This is a genomic window from Saccharothrix sp. ALI-22-I, assembly GCF_001984175.1.
In the GTDB taxonomy this organism is placed as follows: domain Bacteria; phylum Actinomycetota; class Actinomycetes; order Mycobacteriales; family Pseudonocardiaceae; genus Actinosynnema.
Genome location: NZ_MTQP01000016.1, coordinates 1 through 16,195, shown reverse-complemented (window position 1 = coordinate 16,195; position 16,195 = coordinate 1). Strand labels below are relative to the sequence as shown.

17 protein-coding genes are annotated in these 16,195 nt (G+C 69.4%); 8 read left to right on the top strand and 9 right to left on the bottom strand.

Annotation, left to right across the window (positions count from 1 at the left end; translation table 11 throughout):
- The 3 genes from ALI22I_RS00595 to ALI22I_RS48340 form a co-directional block, all read left to right on the top strand.
- Positions 1-1,040: integrase core domain-containing protein (locus ALI22I_RS00595; protein WP_338013449.1), on the top strand; the 1,040-nt coding region annotated here is incomplete at its 5' end.
- Between the two features lie 5 nt (positions 1,041-1,045).
- Complete coding sequence (locus ALI22I_RS00590) at positions 1,046-1,411, top strand: TauD/TfdA family dioxygenase (protein WP_083751303.1); 366 nt, start codon at positions 1,046-1,048, stop codon at positions 1,409-1,411.
- A gap of 132 nt (positions 1,412-1,543) precedes the next feature.
- A complete protein-coding gene (locus tag ALI22I_RS48340) occupies positions 1,544-3,742 on the top strand; it encodes a hypothetical protein (RefSeq protein ID WP_077003630.1) in 2,199 nt (732 codons plus the stop codon).
- Positions 3,743-4,251: 509 nt separating this feature from the next.
- On the opposite strand, the gene ALI22I_RS55230 is transcribed toward ALI22I_RS48340, so the two are convergent.
- On the bottom strand, positions 4,252-4,590 hold the full coding sequence (locus ALI22I_RS55230) for a transposase (protein WP_077003628.1): 339 nt from the start codon (positions 4,588-4,590) through the stop codon (positions 4,252-4,254).
- Positions 4,591-4,729: 139 nt separating this feature from the next.
- Complete coding sequence (locus ALI22I_RS00570) at positions 4,730-5,092, bottom strand: hypothetical protein (RefSeq protein ID WP_143531842.1); 363 nt, start codon at positions 5,090-5,092, stop codon at positions 4,730-4,732.
- A gap of 182 nt (positions 5,093-5,274) precedes the next feature.
- On the opposite strand from ALI22I_RS00570, the gene ALI22I_RS52720 reads away from it, so the two are divergent.
- Together ALI22I_RS52720 and ALI22I_RS00560 are read left to right on the top strand one after the other, a co-directional pair.
- Positions 5,275-5,706: a hypothetical protein gene (locus ALI22I_RS52720; protein ID WP_238597986.1), complete on the top strand. Its 432-nt coding sequence runs from the start codon at positions 5,275-5,277 to the stop codon at positions 5,704-5,706.
- A complete protein-coding gene (locus ALI22I_RS00560; RefSeq protein WP_338013450.1) occupies positions 5,703-6,707 on the top strand; it encodes an IS3 family transposase in 1,005 nt (334 codons plus the stop codon). The genes ALI22I_RS52720 and ALI22I_RS00560 overlap by 4 nt, the downstream gene beginning before the upstream one ends.
- Before the next feature lie 28 nt (positions 6,708-6,735).
- Here ALI22I_RS00560 and ALI22I_RS50200 read toward each other — a convergent pair whose 3' ends face one another.
- The 6 genes from ALI22I_RS50200 to ALI22I_RS50195 all read right to left on the bottom strand — a co-directional run bounded on the left by ALI22I_RS50200 (position 6,736) and on the right by ALI22I_RS50195 (position 10,908).
- On the bottom strand, positions 6,736-8,613 hold the full coding sequence (locus tag ALI22I_RS50200) for a S8 family serine peptidase (protein ID WP_077003624.1): 1,878 nt from the start codon (positions 8,611-8,613) through the stop codon (positions 6,736-6,738).
- A gap of 104 nt (positions 8,614-8,717) precedes the next feature.
- The gene (locus ALI22I_RS00550; RefSeq protein WP_202970502.1) at positions 8,718-9,044 is read right to left on the bottom strand and encodes a hypothetical protein; all 327 of its coding nucleotides are present in this window, start codon (positions 9,042-9,044) and stop codon (positions 8,718-8,720) included.
- A 273-nt stretch (positions 9,045-9,317) separates the two neighbouring features.
- Positions 9,318-9,713, bottom strand: a complete 396-nt coding sequence (locus ALI22I_RS00545) for a hypothetical protein (protein ID WP_179118031.1) — start codon at positions 9,711-9,713, stop codon at positions 9,318-9,320.
- A gap of 83 nt (positions 9,714-9,796) precedes the next feature.
- Positions 9,797-10,147 carry an RICIN domain-containing protein gene (locus ALI22I_RS00540; RefSeq protein WP_179118030.1) on the bottom strand — a complete coding sequence of 117 codons (351 nt, stop codon included), beginning with the start codon at positions 10,145-10,147 and terminating at the stop codon, positions 9,797-9,799.
- Positions 10,144-10,269 (bottom strand): hypothetical protein, encoded by a 126-nt coding sequence (locus ALI22I_RS54365; protein ID WP_274522733.1) that lies wholly within the window; start codon positions 10,267-10,269, stop codon positions 10,144-10,146. The genes ALI22I_RS00540 and ALI22I_RS54365 overlap by 4 nt, the downstream gene beginning before the upstream one ends.
- A gap of 483 nt (positions 10,270-10,752) precedes the next feature.
- Entirely contained in the window at positions 10,753-10,908 is a 156-nt protein-coding gene (locus ALI22I_RS50195; protein WP_179118029.1) for a hypothetical protein, read from the bottom strand.
- Between the two features lie 215 nt (positions 10,909-11,123).
- Here ALI22I_RS50195 and ALI22I_RS00535 point away from each other — a divergent pair, with 215 nt between their 5' ends.
- Positions 11,124-12,995, top strand: a complete 1,872-nt coding sequence (locus ALI22I_RS00535; RefSeq protein ID WP_083751300.1) for a hypothetical protein — start codon at positions 11,124-11,126, stop codon at positions 12,993-12,995.
- Positions 12,996-13,534: 539 nt separating this feature from the next.
- On the opposite strand, the gene ALI22I_RS00525 is transcribed toward ALI22I_RS00535, so the two are convergent.
- On the bottom strand, positions 13,535-14,017 hold the full coding sequence (locus tag ALI22I_RS00525) for a hypothetical protein (RefSeq protein ID WP_077003620.1): 483 nt from the start codon (positions 14,015-14,017) through the stop codon (positions 13,535-13,537).
- A 361-nt stretch (positions 14,018-14,378) separates the two neighbouring features.
- Between ALI22I_RS00525 and ALI22I_RS47140 the strand changes: the two genes are divergently transcribed.
- Together ALI22I_RS47140 and ALI22I_RS50190 are read left to right on the top strand one after the other, a co-directional pair.
- Positions 14,379-15,104 (top strand): CBM35 domain-containing protein, encoded by a 726-nt coding sequence (locus ALI22I_RS47140; protein WP_202970500.1) that lies wholly within the window; start codon positions 14,379-14,381, stop codon positions 15,102-15,104.
- Positions 15,105-15,465: 361 nt separating this feature from the next.
- Positions 15,466-15,924, top strand: coding sequence for a hypothetical protein (locus tag ALI22I_RS50190; protein WP_179118028.1), 459 nt, complete (start codon positions 15,466-15,468; stop codon positions 15,922-15,924).
- Positions 15,925-16,195 lie beyond the last annotated feature (271 nt).

The following is a 16,195-nucleotide window of genomic DNA, read 5'->3' as shown; positions in this document are numbered from 1 at the left end:
TGCCCATGAGCGATCGGGACAAGGACGTGGAGATCCTGGCGCTACGCCACCAGGTCACGATCCTGGAACGCCAACTGGGTAACGCCCGTCCGCGGTTCTCTCCCGGCGATCGGGCGTTCCTCGCGGCGCTGCTGCACCGACTTCCGGTCGAGGCTCTTCGTCGGCTCCGATTGCTGGTGCGCCCGGAGACGGTGCTGCGGTGGCACCGGGACCTCATCGCACGACACCACGCGGCCCAATCCCGCCCCCAGCGGCCCGGCCGCCCACGGACCATCCGCTCGATCCGGCTCCTCGTGCTGCGCCTGGCGCGGGAGAATCCTGCCTGGGGTTACCGCCGTGTCCACGGCGAGCTTCTCGTGCTCGGTATCAGGGTCGCCGCGTCCACGGTGTGGCAGATCCTCAAGGACGCCGGGATCGATCCGACGGCCGAGCGGACCACGATGACCTGGTCGGCCTTTCTCCGCTCGCAGGCCGACGCGCTGCTGGCCTGCGACTTCTTCGAGACCTGCACGTTGAGCGGTGCCCGCCTGTATGTGCTCGCGGTGATCGAGCACGCCGGCCGCCGGATCAGGGTCCTGGGCGCCACCGCGCACCCGACCGCCTCCTGGGTCACCCAGGCCGCCAGGAACCTCGTCATGGACCTCGAAGACGCGGGCAGCCCCGCACGGTCTCTGATCCGCGACCGGGACGGGAAGTTCCCCGCCCTGTTCGACGCCGTCCTCGCCGACGGGGGCATCCAGGTCGTCCTCAGCGGCGTCCGAATCCCGCGGATGAACGCGATCATGGAACGCTGGATCCGGACCTGCCGTCGCGAACTCCTCGACCGAACGCTGATCTGGAACCAACCGCACCTGCTCCACGCCCTGCGCGAGTACGAGCAGTTCTACAACACCCACCGGCCCCACCACGGCATCGCCAACGCACGACCACTACACGCGCTGCCACCACCGACCACCGACCAAGCAGCGCTCAGCCGGCTCGACATCCGCCAACGGCAACGACTGGGCGGCATCCTCAACGAGTACCACCACGCAGCCTGACCTGCATGGATGCCATTTTCGGCATGCACAAGGTTGCGGGCTTGTTGGGTGAGCGCGTGTTCTTCAACCAGGCGCACCTGTTCCACGTGTCGAATCTGCCGCCGGAGCCCGCCGCCGCGCTCGTCAACCTCTTCGGCGCCGACCGGCTGCCCAGGAACGCCTACTTCGGCGACGGCGGCGAGCTCGACCCGGCTGACCTCGACCGGGTGTGCGCCGCGTTCCGGGATGCCGCGGTCACCTTTCCGTGGCTGGCCGGTGGCGTGCTGTTGATCGACAACATGCGTGTGGCCCACGGCCGCAGGCCCTTCACCGGAACGCGGAAGGTGGTGGCAAGCCTGGTGGACATCCACTCTCCGGCTCAGGCGGGCTGACCAGCTTGTTCCCCCGGCTGGGCCAATCAAGTCCGACCCGATGACCGAGCTTGCCCGGCTCGCGCGCACCCAGTGGATACAGTGCATGCCGACCGCCGCTTCCGACGATGGGTGCGCGAGGGGAGACCGCACGTGGGGGACGCGCTGGACCGGTCGGCACGGACAGGACCGGATGACCCGCCGACTCCGGACGGGGTGTCGACGCTGGACGAGCTGTGCGCTCGGCTGCGGGATCTGCGGGTGTGGGCCGGGAGCCCGTCGTTCACCCGCATCGTCCAGGACATCGCCGCCATCAGGGCCGCGCGCGGCCTGCCCGCAGCGGAGCGGCGCCCCGGCCGCGTCACCATCTACGAGTGCTTCCGGCCCGGCCGCAGGCGCATCGACGTCGAGCTGCTCATCGACATCGTCGCCGCACTCGGCGTGGACGAGGCCGACCAGACGCGGTGGCGCCGCGCCCATCGGGCGGCGTCCAGTCCGGGGTGGGCCGAGACCGGGCAGACCTGGCCGGAGACGCAGGCGCGCACGGTCGCCGCACTGCTCGCGGCCCTCGGCGACGGCGGCACGCACGGCGTGGTGAACCTGGTCGGGCCGGTCGGTGCCGGCAAGTCGACGGCGCTCGCCGCACTGCCCGGTGACGCGACGAGGGTCGATCTCGCCGCCGGTATCCCCGACGGAGCCCTGGACGCCGCGCTGGCCGACCCGCGCGGGTATGTCGTCGTCGACAACGCCGACTCACCGGCCGCGCTCGCCGCCGTGTGCTCCGCGCTGGGTCGCCGTGGTCGCACCCGGGTGGTGGTGGCCAGCCGCAGACCGCTGTCCGGTTGGCCGCACACACCCGGCACGCTGCTGCCGCACATCGCGGTCGTGCCGGCACTGCCGTGGGAGGACCGGGAGGCGGACGAGCTCGCCGCACGGACCGGGGTGACCCGGGCGGAGCACCGAGCCGTGGTCGTGGCCATGGCGGGCGGCATCCCGCTCCTCGTCGACCGGCTGTGCCGCGCGGTCCACCTCGGCACCAGGACCGACGCGCCGGGAGCCCTGGCCGACCTGGCGGTCACCGAGGTGCTGGACAGGCTCGGCAGGGAAGCGCCCGCACCATCGGTCCTGTCCGCGCTCGCCCTGCTCGCCAGCTCCGGGCAGACCGACCACGAGCTGTTCCCGTCCGCCGACTTCGCCGCGCTCGCCGAGCTGAGCCTCGTGTACGCGGCCGAGGAGGGCCTCGACGTCCACGAGCCCTACCGGACGCTGTTGGACCACGTGCACCGCTGGAGACGACCGCTGGGCCACCGCCGCTCGGTCGCGCGCGCACTGGTCCACCACCGCGAGGTCCTCGCCGGCAGCACCGACCTCGTGCAGCGCGCGCGCCGCACCGAGCAGTCCCTGTGGCTCACCGGCGACCCGACGATCCGGGACGCGCTGTTCCCGACCCGCAACGAGCCGATCGCGGTCCGCGCGTCCACTGACGCCGACACCGACGAGGTCATGCGGCTGCTGCACCGCTGGGCGCGCCGGGGTGAACTGGACGTGCGCAGCAGCGAGCGGGTGCTCAGCCCGATGGTCGCGGACATCCCGGACGGCTTCCGCATCGCGACCGACCCGAACGGCGAAATCCTCGGCGCCATCACGGCCCTCCCGCTCGCGTCGCGCACCCACCACTTGGTCGAGCCGCTCCTGGAGGACCACGCCCCGGACGTCGCGAACGCGGGCGGGGTGTTCGTCGGCATGTCCATCGCCCGCGACAACCGCTCACAAGCCGCGCTCCTGCGGGACGTGCTGCTGCGCGGCATCAGCTCGGGACAGGTGGTCGTCGCCACCCAGTGGCCCGCCTACCAGCGCCTCGTCCGGCGCCTGGGCTTCACCTACCTGGGCGCGACGCAGGGGGACGTGTTCCGCTGCGGCAGGCAGGTCCAGGTCCACACGCTCCGCCTCGCACCCGCCGACCTCGCCCCGTGGGTGGACCGCCTGACCGACCGCGGCATCCCGGTCGGCGACCTCGGCGAGCTCGCCTGGCTGACCGACCAGCTCGGCAGGGCCTACAAGCACTGGCACACCCCATCGCTGTTGGCGGAGAGCCCGCTGCTGTCCCACCCGTCGACCCCGACGGTCCGCCACTTGCGTGCCGCGCTGTCCACCGCCGCCCAGCGCCTGGCCACCGACCCGGACCCCACCCGGGCCGCGGCAGGACAGGCGCTGCTGGACATCTACCTGTCCCGCAGGACGGCGCTCCGCCACTACCTGGGCACGCAACCACCGGCCCCCGGCGCGACACTGCTCCGCCAAGCCCTCACCGCGGTGGCTCAGACATTCTGGCCGGCGGAGCAGCGGAGCTGACCCTGTGGGGTTCCAGAAGCCGGCCATCCGGCCTGAGCTGCGATTCAGGCCGCAGCGGGTTCGTACTCGTTGATCAAGCCACCGAGGATCGACCGACGGCGTATCGGCGTGCGGCTGGGCTGTGGGATCGCATGGTCCAGCCGTGGTGGCGTGAGTTCTCGGGCTCGGTGGGGGCGTCGGTGGTTGTAGTGGGGCACGTGGCGGTCCGGCACCGTCCGCAGGTGACGAGCAGTCGGTCGGTGGCCTCGTGTCGAATGGTCCCGACGAATCGTTCGGCGTGGCAGTTGGCCCGTGGGCAGGGGGTGGGATCTTCGCGACCTGGATGCCGGCGTCGCCCAGGACGGTGTCGAACGAGGTGGTGAACCGGCCGGCCCGGTCGCGGATCAGGAACCGGAAGCTGTCGGCCCGGCCGTCGAGGCCCGTGATCAGGTTGCGGGCCTGTCGGGTGGTCCAGACCCCGTCGGGGTTGGTGGTGCCGAGGATGTGCACGTAGCGGGTGGCGACCTCGATCACGAAGAACACGTGGACGCGCTTGAGGGTGACCGCGCAGTCGACGTGGAAGAAGTCGCACGCCGACATGGTCGCGGCCTGGACTGAACAGCGGTGCCGGGGGCAACGGCGGGGTCGGCGGGCTGGGCGGCAACGGCAGGGCCACTGCGGGCGGAGAAGCACTTGTAGACCGTCTGCCATGGCGGGAAGTCGGCGGGCAGTGCGCGCCACTTGATGCCGTTGTCGACCACGTCGGGGATCGCGTCCACGATCACCTGACGGCAGTGCTTCTCCCACCGCCCGCCCCGAGCGGCCAGACACGCCAGACACGCCAGATCAGGCAACAGCCGATCGATCACCCGCCACTGGGCGGTGACGTCGGCGGGGCAGCCGTTCAGCCGTCGACGTCACGCTTGGCCACCGTGGTCGAGCCCCAATGCTCCATGCCGACGCCAGAGAGGGTGCGCCGCCGCGGACTCGCGGCGGCGCACCCCCGGCTCACGGGATGATTCCGCCGCAGTAAGCCATGTCCACACCGTCGTCCCGGGCGCCCGCGGCGTCGTACACGGAGACGACGACCGACACCATGCCCTCCGAGCCGTAGCAGGACTGGCCCATGTTCGGCGAGGGCGAGTTGTACGGCATCTGGCCGCCGACGTGGTACCGGTAGGTGTACGGGGCCTTTCCACCCACCACGGACGTGTGGCAGGTGATCGCCCACTGTCCCGCTGTGGCGCAGGTCAGACCCGCGGTCAGCGCGCCGCTGGGTTGGGCGGTCGCCGGGGTGACGGTGACCGTGGTGAGCGCTGCGGCGCAGACCACCGCCCCCGCCAGTCGACGCCAGGATCGCTCGTGACGCATGTTTCCTCCGTCCTGTGATCCGTGTCGGCGAGCTGGGTCAAGCGACGGCGAACTCCCAGTCGTGCTGCCCACCCGTGGTGGCCATGCCGCTGACGCGGTGCCCTCTTGGTCAGACTGCTGTGAGACACCCTGTGTGAGTGTCGGGTTCCTGACCAAGGGCGGGATCGGAGATCCTTGTGTACGTGTCCACCTCGTCTGACGACCAGCCCGCCCCTGCGACCCCGGCGGCCGACTCCGCGCCACGGCCGTCCAGGCGGCTGTTCAGTCCGGAGTACAAACTGGCGATCGTCACCGAGTACGAGAACGCCCCCAACGGGGAGAAGGGCGCGATCCTGCGGCGCGAGGGCCTCTACTCCTCGCACGTCATCGAATGGGCCAGGGCACGCGACGCGGGACGCCTGACCGGTGAACCCTCCGAGCCCGGCACGTCGACGAAACCGCCGAGGAAATCCGCCGAACAGATCGAGCTGGAGAAACTGCGCCGCCAGAACGAGAAGCTGACCTCCGATCTCGCGAAGACCCGGATGGCGCTCGACATCATGGGAAAAGCACACGCGCTCTTGCAGGAACTCTCCGGGAACACGGACGACGACAGGCCGCCGAGCTCGTCCTGACGACCGCGTTCGCCGAACTGCGCGACGCGGACATCTCGGCGAAGAAGTCGTGCGCGTTGACCGGGATGTCCCGCGCCACCCACTATCGGCACCGCGGGCCGAGAGGTCCGGTGCACGGTCCTTGGCTGCCCCGCAGCCCACCGCCGCACACCCTCGACGACGCCGAACGCGCCCGAGTGCTGGAACTGCTGACCCAGCCGTCCTACCGGGATCTGGCGATCCCGCAGGTGTGGGCGCGTGAGCTGGACGAGGGCCGGTACTGGTGCTCGGTGTCGACGATGTACCGGATCGCCCGCGCCGCCGGCCAGGTCCGCGAACGCCGCAGGGTCGCCACCCACCCGGCCAGGGTCCGGCCCGAGCTGTCCGCCCGCGGCCCGGGCGAGGTGTGGTCCTGGGACATCACCGCGCTGAAAGGGCCGGTGAAAGGCGCCTGGTACAAGTGCTACGTCGTCCTGGACATCTTCTCCCGTTACGTCACCGGATGGCTGGTCGCCGCCGCCGAGGACGCGGTCGTGGCCAGGGACTTCCTCGCCGACGCCATCGCCCGCAACGGCACCGAACCGCACACGATCCACGCCGACCGCGGCGGCGCGATGGTGTCCAAGCCGGTCTCCGAACTCCTCGTCGACCTCGGTGTCCTGCGGTCCCATTCCCGCCCGCGCACCTCGAACGACAACCCGTATTCCGAAGCCCAGTTCAAGACGATGAAGTACATGCCCGACTTCCCCGACCGGTTCGGGTCCCTACAGGACGCCCGCGCGTTCTGCGAGGAATTCTTCCTGGCCTACAACCACGAGCACCGTCATTCCGGCATCGGGATGCACACCCCGGCATCCGTCCACTTCGGAACCGCCGAACAGATCCGCGACCAACGCCAGGCCACCCTCGACCGCGCCTACGCCCGACACCCGGAGCGTTTCGCACGCCGTCCCCATCCACCCGAACTACCCGACGTGGCCTGGATCAACCAGCCCGTCGACCAACCGCAACCGGCCCCGTAGACACAACCTGTCTCACTTGACTTGACAACTACCGGTGCAGCAGGAAGCTCTCGAAGGAGCTCGCGCCGTCGAGGACGTGCACGTTCATCGACGGGCTCGCCGTGCGGTGGATCGCGTACAGGTCGAGGACCGCGTCGCCGTCGTAGTCACCGATCCGCAGCACCCAGTCGTGACCGGTGCCGGTCGGGTGCAGCGCGGTCACCTTGTGCAGCAGGAAGCTCTGGAACCCGTCGGCGCCGTTGAGAACGTGCACGAGCGTGCCCGCGGCGTCGCCTTTGTTGACGGCGTAGAGGTCGAGCACGCCGTCTCGGTTGTAATCGCCGAGATCGAACACCCACCGGTTGTCGGTGCCCGTCACGTGCAGCGCGGTCGCGCGGTGGGTCAGGAACGTCTGGAAACCATCCGCGCCGTTGAGCACGTGGACCTCGGTGCTCGACACGCCCTGTTTCTTGACGACGTAGAGGTCCTGCAGCCCGTCCCGGTTGTAGTCGGCGACGCGGATGGCCCATGCGTCGTCCGTGCCCATGTCGTGCTGCACGGTCCGCTGGTGCAGCAGGAAGGTCCGGTAGCCGTCCGCGCCGTTCAGCACGTGCACTTCCAGGCCCGAGCCGGTGGACTTGTTGAAGGCGAACAGGTCCTGCTTGCCGTCCCGGTTGTAGTCGGCGACGTCGTACACCCACCTGCCGTCCGTGCCGGTGACGTGCAGGGCACTCGCCGTCGGCGCGGTGACCGTCTGGTAGGTCGTCGTGCCCTTGATCGCGCCGACCTCGGTGGTCTGCGACGCGCCCTGCTTGTCGACCGCGACGATGTCCGGTGCCTGCGGCCGAAGGACGCCTCTGGCGTACAGCAGTCGGTTCGGGACGCCGCCGGTGATGACGTTCGGGGTCGACGCGGCGAGGATGGCGTTGTGCGCCTGGGCCGGGGTCGCGGACGGCGCCGTCTCCAGGTACAGCGCGACCGCGCCCGCGACGTGCGGGGAGGCCATGGAGGTGCCGCTGAGCGTCGCGGACGCGGTGTCACCGGCGTGGCCCGCGGACAGGATGGCGACACCCGGGGCGAACAGGTCCGTGCACTGCCCGTTGTTGGAGAAGGTGGCACGCCGGTCGGAGCTGTCGGAGGCGTTGACGGTGAGTGCCTCCGCCACCCGGGCGGGTGACTTCCCGCAACCGGTGCCGGCACCGTCGTTACCGGACGCCACCGCGTAGGACACACCTCGCGCGATGGAGCGGCGGACGGCGTCGTCGAGCGCGGTGTTGACCCCGCCGCCGAGGCTCATGTTCGCCACCGCAGGCTTGACGTGGTTGGCGGTGACCCAGTCGATGCCGGCGATCACACCGGCGATGGTGCCGCTGCCGTTGCAGTCGAGGACCTTCACCGCGTGCAGGCGCACGGACTTCGCCACGCCGTACCGCGCGCCGCCGACCGTACCCGCGACATGCGTGCCGTGACCGTTGCAGTCAGTGTTGACGCCACCGACCGCGTTGTGGTCGAACGTGGCACGCCCACCGAAGTCCTGGTGGCTGACACGGATTCCGGTGTCGAGGACGTACGCGTGTACCCCCGCGCCGGACGCGTCGTAGTGGTATCTGGCGTCCAGTGGGCGGTTACGCTGGTCCACCCGGTCCAAGCCCCAGGGTGGGTTCACCTGTTCGGCGTCGATCCCGACGACGGTGTCCGGCACGACGTAGTCGACGGCGGGGTCCGCGGCGAGCGCCCGCGCGCTGTCGGCGCTCATGGTGGCGGCGAACCCGTTGAGCGCGGCGGAATAGGTGTGCGTGACCCGCGCGCCCGCCTTGCTCGCGAGCGCGGCCGCCTTGCCGCCGTCCGCTTCGTCGAGCACCACGATGTAGCTGTCCTCGACGACGCCGGCCGGTGCCGGCGCGTCTTCGGCAGCAGCCACGGGCATCCCGAGTAATAATGCCGCGACCACGCCGGTAGCGACGGCACAGGAGCCGCGGCCTGTTGTTCTTGACAACACTGGAGTCCTTCCGATCGAGCGAAAGAAATAGATCACAGAGCGCACTTGCGGAGCAGCGGGCTGACGACACCTCCCTGAGCCGCACCGGTCACCGGTCGACGCACCAGACCGTCCTCCATCACTCCCGCGCGCAGAATCGCCCGCAACAGCTTGAGCACGGCCCGGTCGCAGACCCGTTCCTCCGCCGCTCGCATCAACCCGTCCCGCAACTCGGCCACCAACTCATCAAGCAACCGGGTAACCCCGTATTCCTCGACATCGGCCAGGGTGGTCCCGTCAATGCCCGATGCACCGCCGTTGCGATACACCGTGATCCACGCGCGCCACAGGACATCTCTGCGGAAGACCTTGTCCCACAACGCATGGAACCGTCGTCGCTCCCCCATGAGGGCTTTCGACACTGGGCTTCGACCCCGTCCGTTTCCAGACGAGACCGCCAGTCTGCTACCGGGCCTCCTGGCAGCTACCCGGACCGGACTCACACTGGCAAGCGCGACGAGCTGACGAGCGAACACCGATCTCTTACACGGTCAACCTCCGTTCTGCTGGGCGCACGAGAAACCTCAGTGTTCGCTCCAACGCAGTAGCCGAGACCGGGGGTTGGACGTCGTGCGAAGAACGTCGACGGCGAATCAGCACCACGGGGCGGAGGAGTCGGACCCGCCGTAGCCGGAGATCGTGAGCACGGAATTGGTGTAGAAGTTCGTCGGTTGCACCTTCACGACCGTGCCGTTCGGGATCGTCGTCAATGCCTGGAGTTTTACGGAGGACTGGCTGACCTGGGTTGTTTGGACGAGCGCGGAGTCCGGCACTGCCTTGAACGTGTACGGACTGGGGTTGCGGCTCGTGCTGACCACCCACGTGCTGCCTGCGGGAATCCCGCCTTCGGAGATGATGACGAACTTCTCGATGTTCCCGAACGCCCCGTCGCAGATGTGGCCCAGCACGGCGCTCTGGATGCCGACGTTCCCGGATTCCGCTTTGGGTGCCGCGTTCGCGATGCCGGATGTCGCCAGCAAACCGGCCACGGCGAGCACGCCGGCGGTTAGGCGGCGAACGGTTGAGTTACTTCTCACAATACTCAGCCTTCCTGTAGGGATTTCCCTCGAGACTATTCGCCACGCCGGTCATCGCCCACGGATCCGAATAACTCCGAACGCGGCTCCCTCGGCCGGTCCATGTGCGAACGATCCGGTCCCGTGGAGGCGACTAGGATGGACGTGACGGGCCCGAGAATCTCGCTGTCCTGGGTGGTCACACCGACTTGAGCGTCCAGTCCCGGGGCCTTGCCGAAGGTCCCGCACGTCGTCTGGTCCAGCGGCTGACCGCTGTTCGTCCGGCCCCATGCGACGGTCAGGCACAGGTTGGACGCGCGGTTGCGGAGCCGGTAGGTGTTGACGCCGCTCGGCTCGGTGATCCACACCGGTGTGTCGAGCGCGCGGCAGTAGTCCTGCGTGATCACAGCGTGGTCGGCGGTCGAGTGGACTTCGGGGTCATGCACATGCCGGTCGACCTCACCACCAACGTGCACGCGTTCGTCCCGCTCACCGGAACGGCCATCGCCAGTGTCCCCAGGGATCTCATGCAGAACTCCTCTTCGTCGTGGGAGACACGAGGATCACCCGTCCTCCCCGCCCTGGTCGCCTGTCCCGAACGAATCCGAACGAGGAGGCGATGCGTTCGGATTCGTTCGGAGTAGTGGCGCGGAGCCCGGCGGGCGGCAGCGTGGCGTGGACCAGATGTCGGGTGAGCACAAGGGGGGCCTTGACCCAAGGCCGGGTGGTCAGTGCTTTTCCTCTTCGTGCAAGGGGTTTGGTGACCATGTTGTGGCGGTGTTCACGCTGGTGGCGCACCAGCCAGTCTCCGAGAGGCGATGCCGGTAGGCCCTGTGCTCGGGGTGCACGAGGCAGGCGGGCAGTGTTCTCCACGTGTGCCACGGCCAGGTCCAGCGGGTCGATCACGCGGGCGGTCCACCGGGCCGCGACATCGTCGCCCAGGTCGAGTACGCCGGACCACTCGCCGCATGACGCAGGCCCGGCGCGTCGGGGGCGGTTCGGGAACCCTCAGTCAGAGCGCCTCGGTGGTCGTCGACGCGGGCACGACTGGACCAAACGTCCCCAGGCCTCCGCGCTGCTCCACGCGCTGGAAGCCGACCCCGAGTGCGAGTTCGGCATCGACCAGGAACACGAACGGGCGTGGACCGGCCGCGCGGACGAGGGGCACGACGTCCGCACTCGAACAGGGGGCGTCGTTCGGGTGTGTTCCTTCGAGCTTGTTGCACCGTCTGGACCGCCTGCTGTGGCCAAAGGGGGGAACGTCCGCCACGGACCGGTGAATCCGCCGGTTCGACGTGTGGATCGCCTGTCGGCCGGTGGCACGCTCCGACCCACAGGGCGGCGGACCGGTGCGGGCGGTCCGCCGCGTCGGGAAGGGACGTCATGAGCGGGCACTCCATCGAGCGGCAGCATCCCGATTTCCCCTACGGGCCGAACGACACGGCTTGGTCGACGTTGTTGACCTCGGCCGGGCTGGGCGACGGGCGCGCGTCGGTCATCGCCGGGCCCGCTCGCGACCCGAGGGAGGTCTACCCGGGCGACGTGGAGTTGGAGATCGGGGAGTTCGAGATCCCCGCCGAGGGTTTGAGCGCCCAGCAGCGGAAGCGGGCCCTCAACCGGTTGGAGACCTACCTGGTCGGCAAGCACGAGACCATGGTGGGGTTCCAGGGCAACCAGGACATGGACCACTACCAGCAGGACCTGGCGCGGTTCCTGGAGTTCCACCTCAACAACATCGGCGACCCGTTCCAGCAGGGCAACTACAAGCTCAACACCAAGATCGTGGAACGTGCGGTCCTCGACCACTACGCGTCGCTCTGGCGGGCGGCGTGGCCCTACGACGCCGACAACCCCGACAGCTATTGGGGTTACGTGCTGACGATGGGCTCCACCGAGGGCAACCTCTACGCCCTTGCCGCCGCTCGCGACTACCTGTCGGGCAAGAAGCTGATCACCGAACCCGGTGGCGGTGGTGGGCAGCAGGAGTCACAGATGATGTACGTGCAGGCCGCGCCGCCGATGCAGGCGGCCGGCAGCGGTGACACGGGCGCGGAGACCCCGAACAACGCCTACCGGCCGGTGGTGTTCTACTCCGAGGACACCCACTACTCGGTGATCAAGGCGGTCCGGACGCTGGCGATCGACACCTTCGCGGCGATCGGCAGGCAGGAGTACCCAGGGCAGTGCCCCGTCGCCGACGAGTGGCCGATGGAGGTGCCGTCCAAGGGAGGAGCGGACGGCAGCGGTGAGATCGACGTGGACAAGCTGGAGCAGCTCGTCCGGTTCTTCGCCGAACGCGGACACCCGATCCTGTTGCTGCTCAACTTCGGCACCACCTTCAAAGGGGCCTACGACAACGTCGAGAAGGTCGCCGGCAGGCTCGTCCCGATCTTCGCGGAGAACGGCCTGCTGGAGCGCGAGATCGAGTTCGAGCCCGGGCAAACCGATCGCCGCCGGGGCTTCTGGGTCCACGTCGACGGCGCGTTGGGTGCGGGGTTCATGCCGTTCCTGCGGGTCGCGGCGGCCGAGGAGCACGGCAGCGAACTGGCCGTCCAGCTGCGCAGGGAGATCAAGGGCAAGATCCCCGAGTTCGACTTCGGCTTGGAGGTCCACGGCGTCGACGTGGTCAGTTCCCTGGTGATGAGCGGGCACAAGTGGCCCGGTGCGCCCTGGCCGTGCGGGGTGTTCATGACCAAGAACAAGTTCCGGGTCGAGCCCTCGGCCAAACCGGCCTACACCGGTTCTCCCGACACCACGTTCGCCGGGTCGCGCAACGGCCTGTCACCGCTGGTGTTGTGGAATCACCTGGCGTCCAGGTCCATCCGCGAGCACGCGGCCGCGGCGGTGCGCGCGCTGCGCGTCACCCGCTACCTGGAGAGCTCGCTGCGCGAACTGGAGGACCGACTCGACCGGGAGGACAGGCTCCCCGAGGGCGGCCTGTACGTCGACCGCAGCGCGATGGCCCTGACCGTGCGCTTCCGCCGGCCCAACGAGGCGATCATCGAGAAGTGGTCCCTGTCCTGCCAACCGATGCGCATGAACTCCGGCGAACTGCGCCAGTACGCACACGTTTTCGCCATGCCGTCGGTCACCGAGGAGAAGATCGACGTATTCATCGAGGACCTCTTCGCGGAAGGCGCCTTCGACCGGCCCGAACCACAACCGCAGCCCGAACGACCGGCCGGCGCGCAGACCTTCGCCACCGACGTGCAGCCCCTGGCCCTGGTGCCCGTCATCGGCCGGGGGTTCCAGTGATCGGACCACGAGAAAGCTGATCCGGGTGCACAGGTGTGTCGCTGGTTGGCGAGGACGGGAGCCCGGCGGTGAGTTCGGTGAAGGTGTCCAGGAGGGCGCGGTCGAGGGCTTGCCGTCGAGTCGTCGCTGATCTCGGCCGCGTAGCGGTCGGCGACGAGGTCGTAACCGCGACGCGTTTCGGTCAGCTCTGCCACGTCATCCCTTGTGGGCCGTAGCAACACCTCTGAGCCGATCGGAGTGAACCCGAAGGCGAGGAAGGCGCGTAGAGATCGCGCGTTTCCCGGGGAGACCGCGGCGAAGATGGGCTCGCCGTCGGGCGCCAGTGAGCGCGCGTCGGTGATGAGCGAGCGTCCGTGTCCGTGACTGCCGTTCCGCGGGCGGTGTAGTTCGACGTGCATTTCGGCCCGGCCGGCGAGACCGTCGGTCAGCGTGACGAGCCCGCGTTCGTCGCCGAAACCCGGACGTTCCTGCGAATCTGCCGGGCATGCCGGACGCGGGGATGTGGGTGGTGGCGGCCACCCGCATCCGGTCCGAGGCGGTCAGGCGGCGGCGCAGGTGGGTGCTGCGGCCGGGGCGGCTGCCGCCGTGGTCGTCACGGGCGGGCCGCTGCTCGCCGAGCGGGTGCCGGAGCACATGTTGGACGACACCTCGTCGTCAGCGGAGTCGCTGAACGCGAACACCAGGTACGACTCGCCGACGTAGAGCGAGAGCCCGCACATCGACCCCGCGTAGTAGGTCGTCACGGACACGGTCGCCGGCACGTCGCCCTTGTACTCCTGGTCGACCTCCACGGTGTACGCGCGCAGGTCGTCCCAGATGTAGTTCGGCTTGCCGCGCTCCAGGACGGTGGACGCGGACACGTAGCCGCTGAACACGTGATCGGCCCGAGCGTAGCGCTGTGGTTCGGTGTCACCGGGCAGACAACTGCACGCACTGGCGGTACCGGTGAGCACGGCGGCGGACAAAGCTGCCGTCAGCACCACGGCACCGATGGCGTGAGCGAGAAAACGCAGGCGCGCCAATGAAAACTCCTCTGGTCGGGTGAACGGTGGCGGTGCTCGTCCAGCTTATCGGCCGGCGCTGCGGTGGGCATTCGCCCAGTCGCCGCTCCGGGACGTGGACGGGGCGGCTGGGGTGGGGCCGCCGAGCGGAGCAGCGCGCCCCGCTCACCACCTCTCGCCCAGCAGGCGCAGGTCCTTCGGCGTGAGCGCGGTCGATTGCACGGGGTTCCCGGAGCAGGTTGTCGTTCAGGGCGTTGCCGAGGGGTTCGCCGATCTCCTCGCGGGTCAGGCCGTGCACCCTCGGCGGGACTGTAAAACGTTCGGCTCTGGCGCACTTCCGGGATGCTGTTGGTGATCTTGGGAGTCAGTCGGCGGTCGGTGCGTGGAAGAGTTGCTGCAGGTCGGCGCCGGCCAGTCCTACGCGGGCGGTGCGCGGCAGCGGATCACGATTCCGGCCGGCACCTACAAGATGTCCCTGTACGCCAAGACGTCCGGATCGCTCAGCGCCGCGCAGATGACGGTCACCGACGCCGCCGGCAACGCGCGCACGCTCAACATCCCGGCCTCCAGCGGCTTCACCCGCCGCGAGCTCGCGAACATCCCGCTGTCCGCCGGTACCGCCACCGTCACCATCCGGGCCGCCAGCGGCAACGGCTACCTCACCGTCGACCAGCTGGCGCTCGTCAGGACCGACGGAAGTACGCCGACCGGGCAGCGCTACGAGGCGGAGACCGCGCCGGCGGTGTGCCTGGGCACCATCGACACCAACCACTCCGGCTTCACCGGCACCGGGTTCTGCAACAGCGACGCCGCCGTCGGCGCCTACGCCCAGTTCACCGTCAACGCGGCACAGGCGGGCACGGCCACGTTGGGCGTGCGGTTCGCCAACGCCCAGAGCGGCGGCACCGCCCGGCCGGCGAACCTCGTGGTCAACGGGACCACGGTCGGCACCGTCTCCTTCGAGTCCACCGGCGCGTGGAACACGTGGTCCACCAAGTCCCTCACCGCTTCCCTGAACGCCGGCAGCAACACCGTCCGCCTCGAACCGACCACCGCCGACGGCCTGCCCAACCTCGACCACCTCGACGTCGGTCCCACGGCCGGCTGACCCTCCACCGCGCGAGTGCCGGGAGCGCCCGGTGCCCTGCACACCGGGTGCTCCCGGCGCGCCGACCACGGGGCGCACTTCTGCCCGGCACACGGCTATCGTGCTCACGACAGCCGTGTGCTGGGCGCGTCCACGGCCGGAGCCCCCCGCCACCCGGTGGGCAGGAGAAGATGTCGGCGCGGCTCTTGACGACGCCAACAGCGCCCACAGCAGCGGCAGAGCGAACACCACCAGCAGGGTGAGCAGGAACGCGTAGCGCAGGATGCGCCCCGCCGATCGCGCTGCGCGCGGTCAGGGTGCTCGTCGGCGTGCTCGGGGTGCAGGCCGTAGGGCCCGCCGTCCACCGAGTACGGGGGCGAGCTTGAGCGGGCCGTCGCCGAAGGGCGCGACGGTGTCGGTCAGGTCGACCAACAGTGGCCGCCGCGACTACCACGCACCGGACAGCACCGACATGCCGTCGCTGCCGCAACCCCACGAGATCGTCCCCGCCCACCGCGCCGGACACACCCCAGGCGGCACGATCTTCGACTCCGTCGACCCCCGCTTCGACGAGGAATTCATGCGCCGATTGCGCGCGCGCCGCCGGGACGGCCTGCACACGTTGATCAGGTTGCCAAGGCGACGAGGGAGACGGCCCGCCACCGCCGACGATCCATCAGTTGGACAGGGCGGCGAACCGGAACCGGTCTGCGGGCTTGTAGTGGGCCGGGCCCGTGAGCTGTCGGCGAAGGCCCGCGTTCTCGTGGCGCAGCACGAGCAGTTCGGTGTCCTTTGCCGCCTCGCCGCAAAGCGCACCGATGGGCGGACAGCAGCTTCCTGATCACCTGGTACAGCAGGGACACGATCCACCCGGAGATGCTCTCAACTCGCTAGCGCCGTGGCTCTACCAGCGACGATGACTTTTCGAGCGGCACAGGTTCGCCGCCCTGTCCGGGCTGGTACATCGCTCACGGTGGCGGGAGGTCTTCTCGGTCACTCCCGGCACCCTGCTCGCCTGGCACCGCAGGTTCATCGCCGGGAAGTGGGACCACACCGAGCGTCGACGCACCGGACGTCCATCAACCCCAGCGGCGATCACGGCACTCGTGCTG